Genomic DNA, 21,144 nt, shown 5'->3' with positions numbered 1-21,144 from the left:
GAGTAAAAAGATAGTAGTAGTAGTAGGCCCTGTTGAAGCAGTGGATAAGTGGTAAAACGTAAGGTACCATCAGAGTTTTCCACTGTGCATAACTTGTGGATAAAAAATGGAAAACTTTCAAATTTATCCACATGCCTATTTTAATAATAAATTTTTGATTTCAGCAATTTCAGTTTGAGTCGTTGGATCATTTTCCAATAATTGCTGGATTTTTTCGTGAGCATGAATGACCGTGGTATGATCTTTGCCTCCAAATTCAGCGCCGATTTTTGGTAAAGAATTATCCGTTAGTTCGCGGGATAAATACATCGCAATTTGGCGTGGTACAACAATACTTTTTACGCGTTTTTTCCCTTTTAAATCTTTAATTGAAATGTGATAGTATTTGGCGACTTCTTCTTGAATTTGTAAAATCGAAATTTGGGCTACGCCACCATTACTTTTTAGAGATTTTAAGGCTTCTGCAGCTAAACTAGTACTGATTTCAGCATTATTCATCGTGGCATAGGCCTGAACACGTAAAAGTGCCCCTTCTAATTCGCGAATGTTAGAGTCAATTTGGCCGGCGATATAACTCAGCGTATCATCTGGAATTTCTAGACGTTCTGCTTCGGCTTTTTTCCGTAAAATTGCAATCCGTGTTTCCAAATCTGGTGGGGTGATGTCAACTGATAACCCCCAGGCAAAGCGGGAAACCAGGCGTTCTGGTAAAGTTGGAATTTCACTTGGCAGACGATCACTTGTTAAGACAATTTGTTTGTTGTTTTTATAAAGTTCTTCAAAAGTATAGAAAAACTCATTCTGCGTTTCGACTTTATTTTCTAAAAATTGAATATCATCAACTAGTAATAAATCGACACTGCGATATTCATGACGAAATTCTTCACTCGTACGATTTTTAATCGAGGTAATAAAATCATTGGTAAAGTTTTCACTACTGACATATTTGATTTTGGCATTGGGCCGATATTTTAATAATTCATGACCAATAGCGTGCATCAAATGGGTTTTCCCTAAACCAACACCGCCATAAAAGAATAGTGGGTTGTAAATCGAGCCGGGTTCTTCAGCGACAACTTGAGCGGCCGCATGAGCCATTTGGTTCCCTTGTCCAATTACAAAAGTATCAAATGTATATTTGGGATTTAACATAATCGAACGATCGACTTTTTCTTTTACCTCTTCTTCTTTTTCTTGAGGTAACTCTTCTTGCACTTCATCTTCAGTGATAAAAGCGGGCATGATTTCCCGTCCGTAAAGGCGATAGCTGTTTTCCAAAACCCGTGGTGCTAAATTTTTCTCCCAATAATCACGATGGACTTTTGTCGGTACTTTGATTAAAAGTTCATCATTTTGCAAAGAAAGGGGACTAGCACTTTCGGCCCAAACTTGAAAGCTAGCGGGACTGAGGTCGTTTTTTAAACTATTTAACACCTCTTGCCACAAGGCTTCGTATGATGACATGAGCTTCCTCCTTATTAGTATTCATTTTTTCTATCAATAAAACGTACAACGTTTTAATTTGCGTATATTCATTAAGAAGCACCAGTAAGAAACTTGTTCTTACGCGAAATGCTAATAAAAAAGTAAAAGCGCGTCGCAAATATCCCTCGTAAGAATTACAAGGATAGACGCTACTTTGTGAAATTTCACGAACTCATTTTTGCCATGGAATAAAAAGAAAAAAAGACAAAAATAGGTAATCTTAATTTATCACTTTTTAAAGAAGTTTTCCACAGGCAGACCGCAAAAAAGATAAAAAAAATTATTTTCAGCAACTTTTCCACAAATAAACAAGAAGATGAAAATGTGAATCAACAAGCAGGATAAAAATAATCCACAGGCACTAAAAAATTGTGGATGAATTTGAGTTTTTCAAAAGTTTCCACAAGGTCTTTGGGATAGAAAGACTTAATTTAATGCGCTTTTGTAACGTCTATCCACAGAAAAATAAAAGCTTGTGGAAAAGTTTTTCCGCTGTGTGAAAGTGTGGATAATTCTTTTCAAAACTTTAATTTAACTTTCAAAAATTTTTTGTGAATTCACAACCATTAACATGGCTTATAAAGAAATGTGGATAACTTTTTAGTTGATTGAATTGATTTTGTAGTTGACAAAAACCAACCAAAGTCGTTATACTATCAAAGTATGTCTGTAGTCATGGATATGAGAATTACCTCGGAGGTGGAAATAAATGAAAAGAACTTACCAACCAAACAAACGTAAACGTCAAAAAGTTCACGGTTTCCGTAAACGTATGAGTACTAAAAACGGCCGTCGCGTCTTAGCTAGCCGCCGTCTAAAAGGACGTAAAGTATTGTCAGCTTAAGCCACTGGTTGCCAGTGGTATTTTTTTTATTGGCAAAACATAAAATAGAAAAAGTCGCTTCAATAGCATGCAAAAAATCTCATCATGGTAGAGGTTTTGATGTGTAAAAATTGAAGCGACTTTTTTTGTTTATTTTCTGGTTTTAAAGCTTCTATTTAGAAGAAATTTGAAGAGCAATTTATTAAGATTTCATCTTATCGCTTGAGAGCTGACCGTGTTTATTATGCTTTTCTTTTGATCCAGCTTCACAAACGAACTCTTGGCGACATTAAGTCGAAATGCTAAGAAATTTGAGGAACAATTTCATATCATTCCGCCTTAATGCTAAAGAGTTGAACACGTTTGTTCAGCTTTTCTTTTGGTAGGGCTTTTTTGGGGTAAAGTTTAGGGAGAAATTATGGTATTATTGAAAGGTATGAGCAAATGATTTTAGAAGAAGTGAAGGAAACGTCATGAAAAAAGCCTATCGTGTCAAAAAAGAACGAGATTTTCAGCGGGTATTTGAGCAAGGTAACTCTTGTGCGAATCGCCGTTTTGTTGTCTATAAACTCCCCAAAGAACAAGAACATTTTCGAGTAGGAATCTCCGTGGGAAAAAAAGTCGGCAATGCTGTGATGCGCAATAGTGTCAAACGGAAAATCCGTGCCAGTTTGTATGCCCTAAAAGATCAGATTGATCCGAATCTTGATTTTATAATCATCGCTCGACCAACTGTGAGTGAATTAGATAGTGAAGAATTGATGCAAAATTTGAAGCATGTACTAAAACTCGCAAAAATTATTTAAATAATCGTTAGAAGGGATCATGCCTCGTGAAAAAGAAACATGTCAAAAAAGCACTACTTTTAAGTGGTATGCTGGCACTGGTAGTATTCTTGTCAGCTTGTGGTGCCACTGGTGAAGTAAGTGCCAACAGTACCGGAATTTGGGATCGTTACATTGTTTGGAACTTTGCCCGTGCTATTAAAGCTTTATCTTTTGGTAATGCCGGAATTGGGATCATCTTATTTACCTTAATTGTGCGGATTATCTTAATGCCATTGATGCATTTCCAAACAAAAAGTATGCGTAAGACCCAAGAATTACAACCCAAAATCAAAGCGCTGCAAGCTCAATATTCTGCTAAAGATATGGAGACCCAGCAAAAGTTAAAAGAAGAAACACAAAAGCTTTACGCAGAACACAACGTCAATCCTTATGCAGGCTGTTTACCATTATTGGTGCAAATGCCAATTTTAATGGCATTATGGCAAGCGATTCAACGGGTACCAGAACTATCACAAGGTCATTTCTTATGGCTTAATTTAGGGGAAAAAGACCCGTATCTTATTTTACCGATTTTAGCGGCTGTCTTCACTTTTGCCAGCACTTATCTTTCAAGTATGAGCCAAGTGGAATCAAATGCAAGTCTAAAAATTATGAACTTTGCGATGCCTTTAATGATTTTAATGATGGGGCTAGGACTTGCCAGTGGTTTGTCATTATACTGGGTGGTTTCCAATGCATTCCAAGTGGTGCAAACATTACTAATCAATAATCCATTTAAAATTAGAAAAGAACGAGAAGAAGCATTGCGCCAAGAAAAAGCACGAGAACGTGCGTTGGAACGTGCCATGAATCCGAAGAAGAAAAAACGCAAAAAATAAAAGGGGGTTACCTTGATGCCAATTTATGAAGGAGCGACCAGTGCAGAAGCAATTACAACTGGTTTGACTGCATTAGGAATTTCTAAAGATGAAGCTGTTATTGAAGTGATTGAAGAAGCTAAAAAAGGCTTTTTGGGAATGGGAAGAAAAAACGCCCGCGTTTCAATTGAACCTTCTGTCACAGAAGAAATCAGTGAAGCAGTGTCAGAAACAGTTGAAGATGTTTTAGTTGGAGAAGAGCAAACACCAGTGGTTGAATTGGATGTTCCTGCAACTGAAAATGTTAGTTTAGAGCAACCAGCTGAGCAAACAAAAACACCTGACATTGCAGACGTTTTATCTGATTTAGATGATGAAGCGGCTTTAACGCAATTAGCGCTTTATTTAACGAATATCACCAACGAATTAAATGCACCTGCTTTGGTCAAAATGGAGCGGGAAAATGGCTTAATCATCTTCCATTTAGACACGAAAAAACAGGGAATCTTGATTGGTAAACATGGTAAAATGTTAAACGCATTGCAATATTTGGCCCAAGTTTTTATTCACCGTGTGGCTAAAAATAAACTTTCGGTTGTGGTCAACGTTGGCGATTACCGCCAAAAACGGCAAGCAATTTTACAACGCTTGGCTGAACGCACCGCAGAAAAAGTAAAACGCACTGGTCGTCCTGTTTTCTTAGAACCGATGCCCGCTTTTGAACGCAAACAAATTCATTCGGCTTTAAGCCATGACGATAGCGTGAAAACTCATTCTGAAGGGGACGAACCTTACCGCTATTTAGTCGTTGAACCAAATAAAAAGTATTATTAATAAGCTTAAATTTAAAAGCCGCAGGCATTTGCCTGTGGCTTTTTTTAATGAAAAATGGTAATAGAGTAAATGCACTTTAAAAGTGATATAAAAACGATAATTTTTTTTGAGGCGTTACTTTTATCTATTCTTCATTTCTTAGTTTTAAAATATGGCAAAACACAGTTCTTTTTAGCAAGTTGGGTTAGTAAATTTTGCGCAGTGAAATGAGATGAGAGAGGCTAAAGCGGCTTCTTTTGAGTAGAAAAAACTTTTTCGGTGTTGTTTTTTATCTTGGCGAAAAATAAAGAAAAAGCAGAAGAAATGCCTATCTTATGGGCTTTTCTCAGCATAAACTCACCTGCATTTCATTGACATCCCCCAAAAAACCAAGTATATTTTACTAGAAATCATTCTTATCGAAGTAAGATACGATGCCGTAGTCATTACTTTGGTCTTTAAAACGTCTGTTACGCCATTAACAGACGTTTTTTTGCGGTTTTTAAGAGCAAGAGAGTGACGGAAACTTGTTTTTGTCGAGAAGAGATTCCGATTTGTCTTTTCAGACCTAGACAGCAAACTAAAATTGGTTGGCTGCAACGAATCTTGCTTAAAGCTTTCAAAGTCAACTGCTTCTTTTTAGCTTGCAACTTTTTTTACTCTCTTTTATACTAAAGGTGTATTCAATAACTCGTTAGAAGAAAAAGAGGGCTATTTGTGAGTGTAACAGGTATCTAATCAGCAATTTAAAAACAAGTAAACGTTAGGTTTATTTGTAATGCTCTAGATGCCTATCTTTAATCGCAAGATTTTTAAGACGATAGGGAAACTGTCGTCTTTTTTTGTACACTTTTTCTAGGTTAAAGGCAAAAAGTGTGCCCACCATTCTAACGAGTCTTTTTTGTGTTTAGAAATGGGGTCTAGTCAAGAAAGGATACCCAAATGAAAAACGTATTAACTGAAACAGAATTTACTAAAATCCGCACGATAATTAGTCAAACCGCTATTAGTGACAAGGGCAAAGCCGCTATCTTAGCACGTAAGCCGGCAACGCAAATCAATACCGTTCGCAGTTGGCTAAAAGAAACCGAAGAAGCGATGACTATTTTGGCTTCAGGTCAACATATTCCTTTAATGGGACTGGCACAAATTGGCCATTTGACACAAAAAATTACCAAAGGCCAAATTTTAGAACCCAGTGAACTAACGGAATACAGTGATTTTTTACGATCATTTCAATTAATTCAAAAATTATTCCAAAAAAATGCCTATCAAGTGCCAACTCTTTTTGCCTATAGTCAGCAATTAGGGGACTTTTCTGAAATCACCAAGGAAATTACGGGGATGGTAAATGGTACTCGTTTAAATAGCGATAGTAGTCGCCAATTACGAAAAGCCCGCAATCAAGTGCAAAAAATTGAAGGGGAAATTGAAGCTGCATTACAAAAATATCTGCGAAATGCTACCACGCAAAAATATTTGCAAGAACGTTTGATTTTGAAAAAAGGGGATCGTTACACATTACCCGTCAAAGCGGAATTTCAAAATAAAATTAACGGCACTATTATTGAGAAATCCAATAAAGGCACGACTGTTTTTGTGGAACCAAGTAATGTTGCCCGTTTGAATGAAAAATTGATTTTAGCCCAAGCAGAAGAAGTAGCCGAAGTGTATCAGCTTTTGGCCTATTTAACCGGTTTACTTGCAGCCGCCCAAGAAAAAATCGTCTACAGTTTAGAAACTGTGGTGGAATTGGATATTATTTTTGCTCGTGCCAAATATTCCCGCAACATTGATGGCGTGAAAATGGCGGTCAACGATGAAGAAATTTTACATTTGTCCAATGTGACCCACCCTTTATTAGGTGATAAAGCTGTGCCCCTTTCAGTTTCATTAGGTACAGATGCCAGAGGATTAATTATCACAGGACCTAATGCGGGTGGAAAAACGGTAGTCTTAAAAACGTTGGCATTAACGTGTTTGTTAACGGCTTTTGGCGTGTTGGTGCATCATGATGGCACGAGCAATATTGCTGTTTTCAATGAAATTTTAATTGATATCGGTGATCAACAAGATATGGAAAATGCGCTCAGTACTTTTTCTGGTCATATGCAAAATATTGCTGAAATTTTGCGCCACAGTAAACGCAATACATTGGTTTTATTAGATGAAATTGGCAGTGGGACTGAACCCAATGAAGGGGCAGCACTTGGGATTGCGATTATGGAACAAATGTATCAAAACGGGGCGTTAGTCGTGGCAACGACGCATTATGGTGAAATTAAAGATTTTGCCTTAGCCCATGAAGATTTTAAAACTGCGGCGATGGCGTTTGATGCTCAGACTTTGACACCGAAATATCAGCTATTAATGAATGAAGTCGGTAGTAGTAATGCTTTTTGGATCGCAGAAAAAATGCAGCTTCAAAAAGATGTCATTGATCGCAGCCACCAATTACTAAAACAAAAAGATTATGCCGGTAAAAAACGTGTCTTCAAAAAAATTGGCCAAGTTCAAACCCAGCGACCAACATTGCCGCAATTTGAAAAAGGGGATCGCGTCTTTTCTTCTGCCACCAATAAGACCGTTTTATTTTATGAAGCAGAAGGAGAAGAAGGAATCGTATATGCAGATGACAAATTCTTTAAGGTGCCATTGCGCCGCTTGCGCTTAGAGATGGCTGCGGAAAAGTTATATCCTCTTGATTATGACGTTGAAAGTTTATTTCACGATTTTCACGAAGAAAAATTTAAAAAAGACTTAGTCCGCGGTTCCAAAAAAGCCCATAAACAATTACGTAAAATGGAAAAAGCGCGACGGGAAAAGCTTTAAAATGCCATTATGAAAAAGAGTAGAAAGTTTTTTCTACTCTTTTTTTGTTGGAATTTAATCGCTAATTAGAAATTTAGTTTATTTATTTTTCAAATAAATATTGAAACTAAATTTCTAATATTGTATGATGCAAGCATAGCAAGTAATAAGTTGCTAAAAATGAAGCGAAGGTAAGAAAGGAAGATAAGATGCGGGCAATCATATTAGTAGGACATGGTTTAGGTTGTATCGGTATGAAAGAATCAGCTGAAATGATTTTAGGTAAGCAAGACAATCTCTTTGCTGTACCGTTACAGACAGAAGAAAATATTACGGAGTATATCGAAAAACTAGCGGCCTTTTGTATAAAGGTAAAAAAGGATTATTCAGAAATTTTATTTTTAGCAGATATTAAAGGGGGCACACCGGCAAAAGCCGCTGCATTAGTTAGTAAGCAGCATCAGTTACCAAATAGTCAGTTGATTATGGGATATCATTTGGCATTAGTTTTATCCAGTTGTTTGGATTTACAGAAAAATGCAAGCGGTTTAATAGCGGAAACAACACTTATGATTCAAGAATTTAGTCTTTAAAAGAAAAGGGGAAGAAAAATGAGTATTAATTTAACACGAATTGATGAGCGCTTAATTCATGGTCAGGTAGCCTATTCATGGTCAGTTGCTTATCCTTGTGATGAAATTGTCGTTATCGATGATCAAGCAGCGCAAGACGACATGCAAAAAATGTTATTGGAAATGGCAGTGCCAGAAGGTAAGGGTTTCAAATTATTTACCGTAACTGAAGGTAGCGAATATTTTGCAAAAGATAATGGTTTAAAATCTTTTCTTGTGATTAAAGATCCAGCAGTAATTTTGGCTTTAGTCAAAGCGGGAATCCATTTTGATAGCATCAATATTGGCGGCATGTACTTTAAAGAAGGCAAAAAAGAAATTACCAAAACGGTTTATTTAGATGAAAGAGATGTGGCTGTCTTTAAAGAGTTAGCGGCTGTAGGAGTGAAATTAGATGTCCGAACAGCACCAGGAGATAAATCATTAGAGTTAAGTACAGTTATTTAATTGGGTAAAAATTTTTGATGGGGAAGTTTAATTAGCATAGGGGGAGAACAATGACGTTATTCAGCGGGATTTTGTTGAGTATTTTTGTTGCAATTTTAATTACTGAAAACTATGGATATGGCTATTGGATGATTTCGCGTCCAATTTTTGCAGGGCCTTTGATCGGTTTAATTATGGGGGATTTACAAACTGGTTTACAAGTTGGGGCAAGTGTTGAGCTGATGTTTATGGGGGTATTACCAATTGGTGGCTCGGTTCCACCTAATGCGCAAATTGCTGGAATTATTGGGACGATTTATGCCATTCAAGCAGGTTCACCTGCGCTAGGAATTTCGTTGGCTTTACCGATTGGTATTTTAGCGCAATTCTTAATTATGTTAGCTTGGAATATAAATATTTTCCTAGTGCACAAAGCCGATACTGCGATTAAAGCAGGTAAGACAAAAACAGTCGAAAAGTTACATTTAGCTGGTGTTGGCGTTTTCTTTATCGTCTTTTTTGTCGCATCTTTTATGGCGATTCAATTTGGGAGTGAGTTTGTCAAACAAATTAATGATGCCTTGCCAGTCTGGGTTTCAGGTGGTTTAACGATTGCGTCAGGATTATTACCAGCTATTGGGATGGCCATGCTATTAAAAATGATGGATTTCAAAAAATTTTGGCCCTTCTTTTTAATTGGCTTTGTGTTGTCTGTTTATTTGAAACTAGATGTATTGGCCGTTTCTTTATTAGGAGCTGGTGTGGCAGCAGGTGCGGGTGCTTTGCGTAAAGGAGAAAATCAAACTGCGCAAAATCTAACAACTGAAGCAGTGAAAAATGATCAACAGCTTTTAAATAAAAAAGATTTATGGCGTGTTTTCACGCGTTCTTTTTTCAGTATGGCAACAATTAATTATGAACGTTATATCAGTTTAGGTTTTAATTATGCGATGATTCCAGTTTTACAAAAATTATATCAAGATGAAGCTGAGTATCAAAAAGCATTACAACGGCACAATGAATTCTTTAACTGTCATCCTTATACAACCAATATTGTAATGGGTGTTTCTGTAGCGCTAGAAGAACAAAAGGCTTTAGGGAAGCCGATTACTGATGAAACTATTTCTTCTACCAAAACAGCATTGATGGGGCCTTTATCAGGAATAGGGGATTCTGTTTTTAAAGCAACTTTTATGACAATTTTTGCTGCTGTGGGGGCAGGCTTGGCTTTAAATGGTAATATTTTAGGTCCGATTATTTTTATTGTACCTAATATCTTTTTAAATATTGCTACACGTTACCTAGGTGTTTTTTGGGGTTATAAATTTGGGGTTAAATTAATTGCTAAAATGAAAAATTCAGATTTAATTAAAAACTTTGTTCAAGGGGCAACTATCGTGGGGATGATGGTGACAGGCTCGATGGTGGTCAATTTTGTCAAAATTGAATTGACTGCCAAATGGGATAATGCCGGCAAAGAAATCGTCTTACAAGATTTAATCAATCAAATTTTCCCGGGACTTTTGCCACTAATCATTACGCTCATTTTTTACTGGGCATTAATGAAAAATAAAAAAGCTATTTATTGGTTGATGTTAGCTTGTTTTGTAATTGGGCTAGTCGGTAAATTAACGGGAATTTTATAGACGAACGGGAGAATGCAAATGAAAAAAGAAATTATGGAACAAATTAGAAATGGTGTTATTGTCTCATGTCAAGCACGTAAAGGCTGGCCGATGTATGGTAAAGAAATTATGGCAGCTTTTGCCAATGCGGCTGCAGCAGGTGGAGCAGTTGGTATTCGAGCTACGGAACCAGAAAATATCGCAGCGATTAAAAGAGAAGTAAAACTGCCTATGATAGGTATTTACAAACAGTGGTTTGAAGGCTACGATGTTTATATCACACCAACTTTTGCTAGTTGTGAAGCGATTATCGCTGCTGGTGCTGAAATTATTGCGTTAGACGGTACGAAACGACCGCGGCCAAATGGTGAAAAACTGGCTGATATTATTACAAAAGTCCACGAAAAATATCCTGAAATCATTGTAATGGCGGATTGTGATAGTGTAGAAAGTGGTATATATTCTGCAAATTGTGGCGCAGATCTTGTATCTACGACATTAGCCGGTTACACAGAAGAAACAAAAGAAAAGACAGTTTTTGATGCAGATTTAATTCGTGTAATGTCAGAAAAAATTGTAGTACCTATTATTGCTGAAGGGCATATTGCTTCTGTGGCTGATTTAAAAGCTGCATATCAAGCAGGGGCGTATTCGGTTGTAATTGGAACGGCGATTACACGCCCTGAAGTAATTACGAAAAAATTTGTGACAAGCTTAGAAAACTAATTTGAGGTGAAGAAATGTTTTTGCTCCCAGCGCTAAAAAAACAAGAAAATTTTTCGGAAATTGAAAGTCAAATTGCTGATTTTGTCTTACAAGACGCCGAACGAGTAACCAGAATGACGATTAAAGAATTTGCAACAGGCGCAGGTGTTAGTGAGGCGAGTGTGGTACGTTTTTGCAAAGCAATCGGAGTAAAAGGATTTCGGGACTTTAAAGTAGCACTAAGCCAAGAATTGTTTCGGAATAAAAATGAATTTAATATCGTAAAAAAAGAAAAACATGAAAAATTATCCCTTAATGATGTTTTCTTTAATACCATGGCATTGGATCAATTAGCCGTGCAACAACTGGTAAACACACTGGATTTAAAAGAGGTTTCAAAAGCGATTACCTTATTAAAAGATAAACAAAAGGTCACGGTTTATGGTGTCGGGGCTTCTGCTGTAGTTGCAGAAGATTTTGCGCATAAAGTGAGTAAATTAGGCGTTACAGCTAGTTTTAATCGCGATTTTCACCAAATGTTAGCCTTAGTCTTAAATTTGACGCCTGAAGATATTTTCTTAGCAATTTCTACAACAGGCAAAACGGCGGAAGTGGTGCAATTAGCCACCCTAGCCAAAGAAAAAGGGGCCACCATTATTGCTATTACAACTTTACAAAATTCTAAATTGGCAAAACTTGCTGATCTTAAATTGTCTACGCCAGTTTTAGAAGAATATTTTCGCGTAGCCAATATGGCAACACGAATTTCGCAATTAGCAGTTGTGGATGTCTTATATATGGGCTTATATGAAGAATTAGGGGAAGTAGCAACAGATAAATTATACGATTTACATCATGCGATTGAACGTTTTCGCGGTAAATAATAAAAGTGCGCGCCTGCACTTTTCCTTTTTAAAACAAGATGTAATCTTTTAAAAAGGTGATAATAATATGTTGTAGGCGCGAGTAATTTTAAATATTGCTACAAACCATAAAGATTTTATGGTCATGCTTTTGTCTCGTTATGTAATTAAAAACAAACTTTAGAATACACCAGAAACATAAGCCATAATAAGAAGCGGTAACGAAAATAAAATGAAGTATAAGAAGAGATTACTAGTGTTATTAGTGGTAATGTCTGATTGCCGCGCCGTGTTAGCGCGCATACGATCACCTGACACAAGTGTTCCAGACATGGCTAAACCTAAAAAGAAAGCAATCAGCCCGATAATTTTAAGATAACTATCTTTTTCAAAATAAATCAACCCGACAGATAGTAGCAAACTTGTCGCTAATACGACGATAAATTTCTTCATTGTAATCTCTCCAGTTTTTGTGTTATAAGTGATTTCAATCAACATTAAATAACGTAATTAATTACTTTTTATCTAGTAAAATAATGATAGCACAAATTTATTAAGAATTTACAATAACTATTAATAGAATAAAATGAAATAAGTATTTTCATACGCCAAAAAGGAGGTGGACAAGATTTTTGTCACACCTCCTTTTTGTGATTAACTTTTGAAAGGCAAGTTTCACTAGTAAAATGACTGTAAAAAGTAGAGGAAAAATTAGCCCCCAACAGTTGTTTCAATAAATTGGACAACAGTGCCATAAGCGAAAATTTCCAAATAAGTTTTGCCGTCAACTTGGACATGATCGTGATCAAAGTGGCAATTGATGACAGCATTGGCACCATAAGAAAAAGCTTTTCTCTTTAGCATCAAGATAATATCTTGTAAAGATTCATTGGGGTCAATATTTTCATCAAATAAATCTGTTTCAAATTTTTCCGCAACGAAAATAATGTCGCGAACTGCGTAACTCCGGTTTACATTGCCAGTAGAAATAATAATTTCGTGGATGCGCATGTCGTCTTCTTTTTGTTTGTCAAATGTCATATTGCTCACTCCTTTTAGGCTTTAGGGGAAAAGTTCAAAATTGCATGCTTTAGACTTTTCATCGTTAAAACCTACTTAATTGTTGCAAACAGCAAAAGCTGTGATTCACTGTAATTTAATTTTACCGTGATAAGAACCTTTAAGTAAAGCTAAAACCTCTCACAAATTCTGGCACGAAATCTTGCAAGACAACGAATTTTATGCTAGTCTATGACCAGAATTTAAGGACTAGCAGTCAAAGTGCGATGTCTTTTGTAAATAGTTATAGACTTCTCAGTGGAGAAGTTTTTTCCTATTGCAAAAGATGAAGCACTTTTTTTATTGTGATAAAACGTGACAAAGCTTTTTAAAACGTAAATTAACTGATTTGCATCGTTGATTTTAACGATTTAATCACTCTCGGTTTTCATTGTTACGTCATACTAAGTCTAAAAAGGAGTTTATCAATGGCAAATATTACCCAAGAATTTGATACAATTGCTGCAATTTCCACTCCGCCTGGTGAAGGGGCGATTAGTATTGTCCGTTTAAGTGGAGATGATGCGGTGAAAATTGCAAATGAAGTTTATCGCAGTGGCAGTAAACAGTTAGCTGACGTTGAAAGCCATACAATTCATTACGGTCATATTTTTGATCCAGCCACGGAAAAAATGGTGGATGAAGTGATGGTTTCTGTTATGCGGGCACCAAAAACTTTTACTCGTGAAGATGTCATTGAAATTAATTGTCATGGCGGGATTGTGGTGGTCAATCAAATTTTGCAATTACTGTTGCGACAAGGTGCACGTCTGGCTGAGCCTGGCGAGTTTACAAAGCGGGCGTTTTTAAACGGTCGGGTGGACTTATCTCAAGCAGAAGCCGTGATGGATTTAATTCGGGCTAAAACGGATAAAGCAATGAATTTGGCGTTGAATCAATTGGACGGAAACTTATCCAGCTTAATTCGCTCATTGCGGCAAGAAATTTTGGAAACATTGGCCCAAGTGGAAGTTAATATCGACTATCCTGAATACGATGACGTCGAAGAGTTGACGACGCGTTTGTTATTAGAAAAAGCCAATCAAGTCCAAGGTCAAATTAACCAATTGCTTTTAACCGCCCAACAAGGAAAAATTTTGCGAGAAGGCTTGAGTACAGCCATCATTGGTCGGCCAAATGTTGGGAAATCCAGTTTATTAAATCATTTATTAGCAGAAGAAAAAGCGATTGTCACAGATGTTGCCGGTACGACACGGGACGTCATTGAAGAATACGTGAACGTAAGAGGTGTGCCATTAAAATTAATTGATACGGCTGGTATTCGAGATACTGAAGATATCGTGGAAAAAATCGGGGTGGAACGCAGTCGTAAAGCGTTGCAAGAAGCTGATTTGATTTTATTGGTGTTAAATCAAAGTGAAGCTTTGACAGAAGCTGACTTGGAATTATTAGCGTTAACGCAAGATACTAAACGCATTATTTTATTGAATAAAACGGATTTACCTGCAAAATTAGAGCAAGAAAAATTGCAAACTGTGGCAGGAGATACACCGATTTTTGCCGTATCAGTTTTACAAAATGAAGGCTTAGATCAATTGGAACAAGCAATTGCAGATCTTTTTTTCGCCGGTCAAACAGGGGAAAAAGATGCTTCTTATATTTCCAATACGCGTCACATTGCGTTACTAGAAAAAGCTAGTCAAGCTTTGGGAGATGTTGTAGCTGGAATTGAAGCGGGCATGCCGGTCGATTTAGTCCAAATCGACATGACCCGTTGTTGGGATTTCTTAGGAGAAATCGTGGGTGATAGCGTACAAGACGAACTGATTACGCAACTATTCAGCCAATTCTGTTTAGGAAAATAATAACTTCCAAAATAAAGTGAAAATAAAATTAATTTTCATAAGAAAATTAATACATTAATTAAAACGAAATCGTGCTAAATCAGCTAGGAAATTCGACAATATATAAGTTCAACTTAATGTTTTCTATTTAGTTGAACTATAGGCGTAGGAAAACGTAGACAACATATTGCTCATTTCCTAAGCAAGCTGTTTTAGCAACTAAATTAAGGATGTCAGTTCTACTGTACAAGGATCGTAACCTGTTAAGCAGATAGTAATTACACGATAGCAAGCTGAATTGTAATAGTCATAAGTAGAATGATATACGGAGTGAAAATCAAACTAATTTTCGAAAGAAAATTAATACATTAATTAAAACGAGGAGCGGAATTATTTCATGGAATATCAAGCGGAAAGTTATGATGTGATTGTTGTTGGTGCCGGTCATGCTGGCAGTGAAGCGGCGCTTGCTAATGCACGCATGGGCAACAAAACACTGCTTTTGACGATTAATTTGGATATGGTGGCTTTTATGCCTTGTAATCCGTCTGTTGGAGGTCCTGCTAAAGGTGTTGTCGTGCGAGAAATCGATGCACTAGGGGGCGAAATGGGCAAAAATATCGACAAAACTTACATTCAAATGCGAATGTTAAATACTGGTAAAGGTCCAGCAGTGCGGGCATTACGCGCACAAGCAGACAAACATGCTTATGCACAAGAGATGAAACACACGATTGAAAAAGAAGAAAATTTGACTTTGCGTCAAGGAATGGCAGAAAAATTAATCGTTGAAGATGGCGTTTGTAAAGGTGTTATCACGAATACTGGTGCCCGTTATAGTGCCAAAGCTGTTATTATTACAGCTGGTACAGCTTTACGAGGGGAAATTATTATTGGAGAATTGAAGTATTCTTCTGGTCCCAATAATTCCCAACCTTCAGTTGGTCTTGCCAATAGTTTAAAAGAACTAGGCTTTGAAATTGCACGTTTCAAAACAGGAACACCACCACGGGTCAAAGCAGGATCAATTGATTATGATCAAACTGAAATTCAACCAGGAGACAAAGAAGCCAATCATTTTAGTTATTCCACTCCTGATAGTGCTTATAAACAAGATCAAGAACCATGTTGGTTAACTTACACAAGTCCTAAAACCCATGAAATTATTCGCGATAATTTACATCGTGCGCCAATGTTTACCGGTATTGTCGAAGGTGTGGGGGCAAGATATTGTCCGTCAATTGAAGATAAAATCGTACGTTTTGCTGATAAAGAACGCCACCAACTTTTCTTAGAACCTGAAGGATTAAATACAGAAGAAGTCTACGTGCAAGGATTATCGACTTCCATGCCTGAAGATGTTCAAGTAGAGATGTTACATTCGATTGCGGGTTTGCAAAATGTTGAAATGATGCGCACAGGATACGCTATTGAATATGATGTGGTGGTTCCGCATCAATTACGCCCAACTTTAGAAACAAAATTAATTGAAAATCTTTATACTGCCGGTCAAACAAACGGAACTTCTGGTTATGAAGAAGCTGCCGGCCAAGGTTTGATTGCTGGCATTAACGCGGGGTTAAAAGTTCAAGGAAAAGAACCCCTAATCTTAAAACGCAGTGACGGTTATATCGGCGTTATGATTGACGACTTAGTAACCAAAGGCACACAAGAACCTTACCGTCTTTTAACCAGTCGGGCCGAATATCGTTTAATTTTGCGTCATGATAACGCGGATCTACGCTTAACGGAAATGGGTCATGAAATTGGCTTGGTTAAAGAGGACCAATATCAAGCTTATTTAGCCAAAAAAGTGGCAGTTGAAAATGAAATTGCCCGCCTAAAGAGTATTCGCATTAAACCAACCGCTGAAGTTCAAGCCTTTTTAGCACAAAAAGGTGCGGCCCAATTAAAAGATGGCGTGTTAGCAAATGAATTTTTGCGCCGTCCTGAAATTAGTTACGCTGAATTGTTACAATTTATTCCTGCTGACGAGAATCTTTCCCCAAAAGAAATCGAACAAGTTGAAATTCAAATTAAATATGAAGGCTACATCAAAAAAGCCTTAGAAAAAGTTGAAAAATTAAAACGGATGGAAGCTAAAAAAATTCCAACCAATATTGACTATGACGCAATTAATGGCCTTGCTACAGAAGCGCGCCAAAAATTAACCAAAATTCAACCCGAAACCATTGCCCAAGCCAGTCGCATTAGTGGTGTTAATCCGGCCGATTTGAGTATTTTAATGGTTTACATTGAACAAGGAAGAATTGCAAAAGTTACAAATTAAGCAGACGTTATAATTTAAAATAAATAAAAAACGCGCTCACTTTAAAGTGGGCGTTTTTTTTATTTTTTTAAATAACGATATGATTTTTACGAAATAATTTATAATATTGACTTATTTCTTATTTAATTTGATATAAAAACTGTTGTTCTTTAATATAAGAGGCCTTTTATGTGTAAAATTTGGCATAATTCAAGTTATTTATCATTTGAAAAAGATTATAAAATAATGATATAATGATTACGCTAATATAAGAATGAATGGTGATGAAGCCTATGGTAAAAAAGAAAAGAAACATGATTTATCTCGCAATTTTATTTTTTTTATTATTTAATACGCTTTTAAATAGTACTTCTATAGCATTGGCACAGATGAAAAAAGAGGAGATAAGTCAGCAAATTTTAGGAGAAAAATTAGAGCTCCGAGTACAGCAAAAAAAGGAAGATTTAAAAACGATTGCGTGGACAATTGATTTTTCACCTCATGACGAAGCTATAACGGAAATACGCTTTAAATTGCATCTGGATTATTTGACATCTAGCAATGGAATAAAAGTCCTTGGCAAAAAAATACTTTCATCTTCTCTAATTTCGTCAGAAGAAGCCGATAAAGTCGTTACTGCTAAAGAATATCGTTATTCAGCAGACGATTGGATTCATTTGTCTGTAACAGAAGTGGCAGAAAGCTTTGTTAGTTTTACTACAACGCAAACCAAAGCAGGTAGTATCACGATTATCCCTGAAGTAAAAATAGATGGCTTTTGGCAGGCCGTGGAAGATAAAGCAGAATGGACGGTAGCTTCTATTTTAAATTCTAAATGGGATGAAGTACCTGTTGTGGCCCCGCCATCAGAAACAACGGCAGAAAATAATATTCGTAAAGAGTTAACAAGTCAAAATAGTGCAAAAGCTATTTTGGATCAAAATGACCAAAGTAAAATTATAGAAACAGCACCGATGGTAGTAAAAGATGCATTTAATAATCGGATGGGAATTGGAGAAAAAGGAACTGGGGTTGGTGCAGGTATCACGAAAGGAGTTGTCCCTTTAAAATTTGAGCGCTTCTTAGATACTGAAAAAAGTAGCGGACAAAATGTGTTTAATGCAGCTACCATCGGAGGTTATGAAGATGAAAAACAAGTTGAAAAAAATTATTTAAATAAAATAAATAAAACAGAACATAATTTTGAATCAGCCGCAACAGCGACCGATACGATTAATTTAACGCGCTATCGCCAGCAAGTGACTGGAGGTCATTTCCGAACAGGAATGGTGGAATCAATGGATACGGTTAATCTTAGTAGTGGAGATAATCGTGAAATTTTTAATTCCTATATTTACATGGCGGAGTATACGGAAGGTTTGACGTTTTTTATGCGCCCTAAAAGAGCGGCTTCTGATAAAAATTACTATAACTACCAAGGCAGTCATACAAATTATGAGGTGCAAGGACTTGGCTCTTTTTATCACGGCAGTAGTGCCAGACCAGATAAAAAAGATCGCGTTACAGGTATTCAAGATGCAATGATTGTAGCTTTTGACAACTGGTCTAATAATGGCAACAAACATTTGGGGTCAGATAGTGGAATAGCAAATGCCGAAACCACAAATAAATCACATCTATCAGTTTATGACAGCAATCGTACGCATTATTTTGAACCACAGTTAGATAACTATGATCGAAATGGTGCCGCCCAAAGATGGGCAGTTTATAGTGGCGATGGTCATTTTACAAAGAAATGGTTTCGTTTTTCATTGTCCAATCGTAAAGCCCATCATGCCACCATCAGTATTAATTTGTTAACGGAAACTACCGAGGAAAATTTAGCCACATTTGATGTGGATTTAACCAAATATATTAATGGTTATGAGAATTTGACAGAAAAAGATTTGGTTTGGGGCTTTACAGCCGGAATGGATACCTCTTTAAGAGACAAAAATTATTTGAATCGCAACATGATTTTCTTTTCTGATTATGTTGACCCAAATCACAGTCTCGTTGGAGAGTTGAATCATGATGCTTTTAACGTCAATCCACCAATTCAGTCAGTAGCGCAAAGTGTTGTGAAGAAAAAGGACATTCTTAAACAAGAAGTCACCTTTACCCATACTTTTGGAAATAGACCTTTAACCATTAATAAAGATCAGGGAATTGTCTACCAATATAGAAGTGGTAATGGACAAGAGGCGGTATTCAATCAAACCGGTTATCCGATTGAATTTGAAGTTAACGGGCAAAAGACTGACGGAAAATATAATAATAACCCGCTAACATTTACTCCAGATAAGACACTGACCATCCAACCTAAGCAAATGCTGAAGTTAACTTATTATACTCAAGTTGGTGCAAATGTCCCGGAGGCAACTCGCATTATCAAAGTTCCGATTTTGAAAGGTTCCTATAGCTATCCGATTGATGGAAAAACAATCACGATTAATACACAATTTACCACAAACCCACTGCAATATTCGGTGACAGATGATGTACCACCAGATATTGGTTGGAATAATGCGTTAAATCAAACTGAGCAAGAACTGTTACTTTTATATGACCAAACAAATTTACCGTCGCAAATTATTTTTTACTTACAAGATAAAAATAAGAAGCATGATAAATTACGCCTAATTGTTACAAAAAAAGAAGGCGATAATTATCACGAAATATACACGCAGGAGTTGCAGAATAGCAGCACAGTAGCTGAATATAAGATAACCAGCGTAGATTTATTAAATAAGTTAGCGATTGATAATACTTATCGCTTACAAGTTGTGGAGTTAAAAGAGGGATTGGACGTGAATTTACGCTCCAATTATATCTACTTAAACGTAGTGAATGATCCAGTCTTGCGTTTGACGTATGTGACAGAAAGTTTCAAATGGCGCTTACCAGTTACCTTAGATTCCATCACTTATCCGCATCAAAGTCAGGAGAATTTGACTATTAAGGTAGTGGATAGTCGATCCAATTGGCGTGAAAAAAATTGGTATTTAACCCTTTACATGACAACAGGTAATGATTTTGCAGATGAATATCAATTAATTTGGCGTGATGAGAATAACGAGCAAGCCATTTCCCAAAATGCCAGTCAGGCACTACAAATTTCTAATACTGGTTTTGAAACAAAGACGCCATTTGAATTCAGTCGAACATATGAAAAAGAGGAGGGGGTTTTATTAAAAACGAATCCTCTAAAGATTAAAGCTGGTAAAAATCTAACAGAAGAAAAATTACAGTGGCAGTTGCATGATGTAATGGCAGTTACGCAATAGGGAGGGGAAAGCTTGAAAAAAATAATTCGATTATTATTAGTAGTTGTTGTCTTCCTTTCGCTACCTGTTCATGCAGCGGAGACAGATGTTTTAGATTATCATGAAGCCAGTATTCCCGTTGAATTTGTTAAAAAGAAAGGAAATGAGACAGAAAGTGAGCATCGGCAGTCAACTTCTAATCTGGCAGAAACAAATACGCCGAGTCGGTATACAAGGTTGCCACGAACAGGCGCCATATTACAGATGGGGGTATCTTTTGTTGGAACATTTTTAGTGGTTGGCACACTTCTTCTGATAAAGAGGAGGTATAAAAATGAATAAAAGAAAAATTCTTGGTTTGCTGTATGTCCTATTATTTCTCAGTGGACCGCTAAAAGCCAATGCAGGAAGTGATGTGGTTATAGAAATTTTGGAGCAAGAGATTGCCATCCAAAATGTGACAACACCCCAATTTGGATCTTATCTGCTAACAGGTAATCAAATGACGCTACAAGCTGAAAATGATTTGGTGATTGAAATTGCCGATAAACGGTTAAATAAACAGGCCGCTTGGCAAATAGTTTATGAGTTTCAACCTTTTGAACAAGGTAATAAGATTCCTACAGATGTTTTGTATCAAATCGGAGCAGGTTCTTTATCAGAAAAAAAATCAGCCGTTAAAGTGCAAGATTATCGCGCCATACCAGCTTCTTTTGCTGCTGAAAAAAGTGCAGCGCCCATCTTATCTAAAGGAAGCGAAACGCGAAGTGAAACACTCTATTATGAATATCGTGTGAAAAAAGAACAGATTAAATTAGTTGTACCTCCCGATATGGAAATGGGAAAATACCATGCCAAAGAAATCATTTTATTACAAAATGTACCCAATATATAAAAAGGAATATATAAAAAGGAGC

General features: G+C 36.6%; 18 protein-coding genes. 15 read left to right on the top strand and 3 right to left on the bottom strand.

The features are described from left to right. Window positions 1-135 precede the first annotated feature (135 nt). Window positions 136-1,464: a chromosomal replication initiator protein DnaA gene (gene dnaA / locus IGI65_RS02700; RefSeq protein ID WP_071865543.1), complete on the bottom strand. Its 1,329-nt coding sequence runs from the start codon at window positions 1,462-1,464 to the stop codon at window positions 136-138. A gap of 730 nt (window positions 1,465-2,194) precedes the next feature. Here dnaA and rpmH point away from each other — a divergent pair. The 10 genes from rpmH (at window position 2,195) to IGI65_RS02650 (ending at window position 11,849) form a co-directional block, all read left to right on the top strand. Further along, complete coding sequence (gene rpmH, locus IGI65_RS02695) at window positions 2,195-2,329, top strand: 50S ribosomal protein L34 (RefSeq protein WP_010766794.1); 135 nt, start codon at window positions 2,195-2,197, stop codon at window positions 2,327-2,329. 452 nt (window positions 2,330-2,781) lie between these two features. Then, window positions 2,782-3,114, top strand: coding sequence for a ribonuclease P protein component (gene rnpA, locus IGI65_RS02690; RefSeq protein WP_071865751.1), 333 nt, complete (start codon window positions 2,782-2,784; stop codon window positions 3,112-3,114). A 68-nt stretch (window positions 3,115-3,182) separates the two neighbouring features. Beyond that, window positions 3,183-3,974: a YidC/Oxa1 family membrane protein insertase gene (locus IGI65_RS02685; protein ID WP_071865762.1), complete on the top strand. Its 792-nt coding sequence runs from the start codon at window positions 3,183-3,185 to the stop codon at window positions 3,972-3,974. 15 nt (window positions 3,975-3,989) lie between these two features. Further along, the gene (gene jag / locus IGI65_RS02680) at window positions 3,990-4,787 is read left to right on the top strand and encodes an RNA-binding cell elongation regulator Jag/EloR (RefSeq protein ID WP_071865752.1); all 798 of its coding nucleotides are present in this window, start codon (window positions 3,990-3,992) and stop codon (window positions 4,785-4,787) included. Window positions 4,788-5,708: 921 nt separating this feature from the next. Then, on the top strand, window positions 5,709-7,598 hold the full coding sequence (locus IGI65_RS02675) for an endonuclease MutS2 (protein ID WP_438773151.1): 1,890 nt from the start codon (window positions 5,709-5,711) through the stop codon (window positions 7,596-7,598). A gap of 188 nt (window positions 7,599-7,786) precedes the next feature. After that, entirely contained in the window at window positions 7,787-8,170 is a 384-nt protein-coding gene (locus tag IGI65_RS02670; RefSeq protein WP_438773150.1) for a PTS sugar transporter subunit IIA, read from the top strand. Window positions 8,171-8,188: 18 nt separating this feature from the next. Further along, window positions 8,189-8,656 carry a PTS system mannose/fructose/N-acetylgalactosamine-transporter subunit IIB gene (locus IGI65_RS02665; protein ID WP_071865755.1) on the top strand — a complete coding sequence of 156 codons (468 nt, stop codon included), beginning with the start codon at window positions 8,189-8,191 and terminating at the stop codon, window positions 8,654-8,656. A 50-nt stretch (window positions 8,657-8,706) separates the two neighbouring features. Next, complete coding sequence (locus tag IGI65_RS02660; protein ID WP_438773149.1) at window positions 8,707-10,281, top strand: PTS system mannose/fructose/sorbose family transporter subunit IID; 1,575 nt, start codon at window positions 8,707-8,709, stop codon at window positions 10,279-10,281. Between the two features lie 18 nt (window positions 10,282-10,299). Beyond that, entirely contained in the window at window positions 10,300-10,986 is a 687-nt protein-coding gene (locus IGI65_RS02655; protein ID WP_438773148.1) for an N-acetylmannosamine-6-phosphate 2-epimerase, read from the top strand. A gap of 14 nt (window positions 10,987-11,000) precedes the next feature. Then, complete coding sequence (locus tag IGI65_RS02650) at window positions 11,001-11,849, top strand: MurR/RpiR family transcriptional regulator (protein WP_071865758.1); 849 nt, start codon at window positions 11,001-11,003, stop codon at window positions 11,847-11,849. A gap of 159 nt (window positions 11,850-12,008) precedes the next feature. Here the strand turns inward: IGI65_RS02650 and IGI65_RS02645 are convergent, their stop codons facing one another. Both IGI65_RS02645 and IGI65_RS02640 read right to left on the bottom strand, forming a co-directional pair. Continuing rightward, window positions 12,009-12,281 (bottom strand): DUF5316 family protein, encoded by a 273-nt coding sequence (locus tag IGI65_RS02645; protein WP_071865759.1) that lies wholly within the window; start codon window positions 12,279-12,281, stop codon window positions 12,009-12,011. Window positions 12,282-12,539: 258 nt separating this feature from the next. Further along, on the bottom strand, window positions 12,540-12,869 hold the full coding sequence (locus IGI65_RS02640; protein WP_071865760.1) for a heavy metal-binding domain-containing protein: 330 nt from the start codon (window positions 12,867-12,869) through the stop codon (window positions 12,540-12,542). A 446-nt stretch (window positions 12,870-13,315) separates the two neighbouring features. On the opposite strand from IGI65_RS02640, the gene mnmE reads away from it, so the two are divergent. From mnmE to IGI65_RS02615, 5 genes are all read left to right on the top strand, one after another. After that, window positions 13,316-14,713 carry a tRNA uridine-5-carboxymethylaminomethyl(34) synthesis GTPase MnmE gene (gene mnmE, locus IGI65_RS02635; RefSeq protein WP_438773147.1) on the top strand — a complete coding sequence of 466 codons (1,398 nt, stop codon included), beginning with the start codon at window positions 13,316-13,318 and terminating at the stop codon, window positions 14,711-14,713. Between the two features lie 376 nt (window positions 14,714-15,089). Continuing rightward, window positions 15,090-16,982, top strand: a complete 1,893-nt coding sequence (gene mnmG, locus IGI65_RS02630) for a tRNA uridine-5-carboxymethylaminomethyl(34) synthesis enzyme MnmG (protein WP_438773146.1) — start codon at window positions 15,090-15,092, stop codon at window positions 16,980-16,982. A 272-nt stretch (window positions 16,983-17,254) separates the two neighbouring features. Then, the gene (locus IGI65_RS02625; protein WP_438773145.1) at window positions 17,255-20,248 is read left to right on the top strand and encodes a hypothetical protein; all 2,994 of its coding nucleotides are present in this window, start codon (window positions 17,255-17,257) and stop codon (window positions 20,246-20,248) included. Between the two features lie 12 nt (window positions 20,249-20,260). Next, entirely contained in the window at window positions 20,261-20,569 is a 309-nt protein-coding gene (locus IGI65_RS02620; protein ID WP_438773144.1) for an LPXTG cell wall anchor domain-containing protein, read from the top strand. Beyond that, entirely contained in the window at window positions 20,562-21,122 is a 561-nt protein-coding gene (locus IGI65_RS02615) for a hypothetical protein (RefSeq protein ID WP_438773143.1), read from the top strand. The genes IGI65_RS02620 and IGI65_RS02615 overlap by 8 nt, the downstream gene beginning before the upstream one ends. Window positions 21,123-21,144 lie beyond the last annotated feature (22 nt).

The organism is Enterococcus sp. DIV0755b (assembly GCF_051713765.1).
Taxonomy (GTDB): Bacteria; Bacillota; Bacilli; order Lactobacillales; family Enterococcaceae; genus Enterococcus_C; species Enterococcus_C canintestini.
Note: the sequence above shows the minus strand (reverse complement) of the source record. Positions and strands in the feature narration are given on the sequence as shown.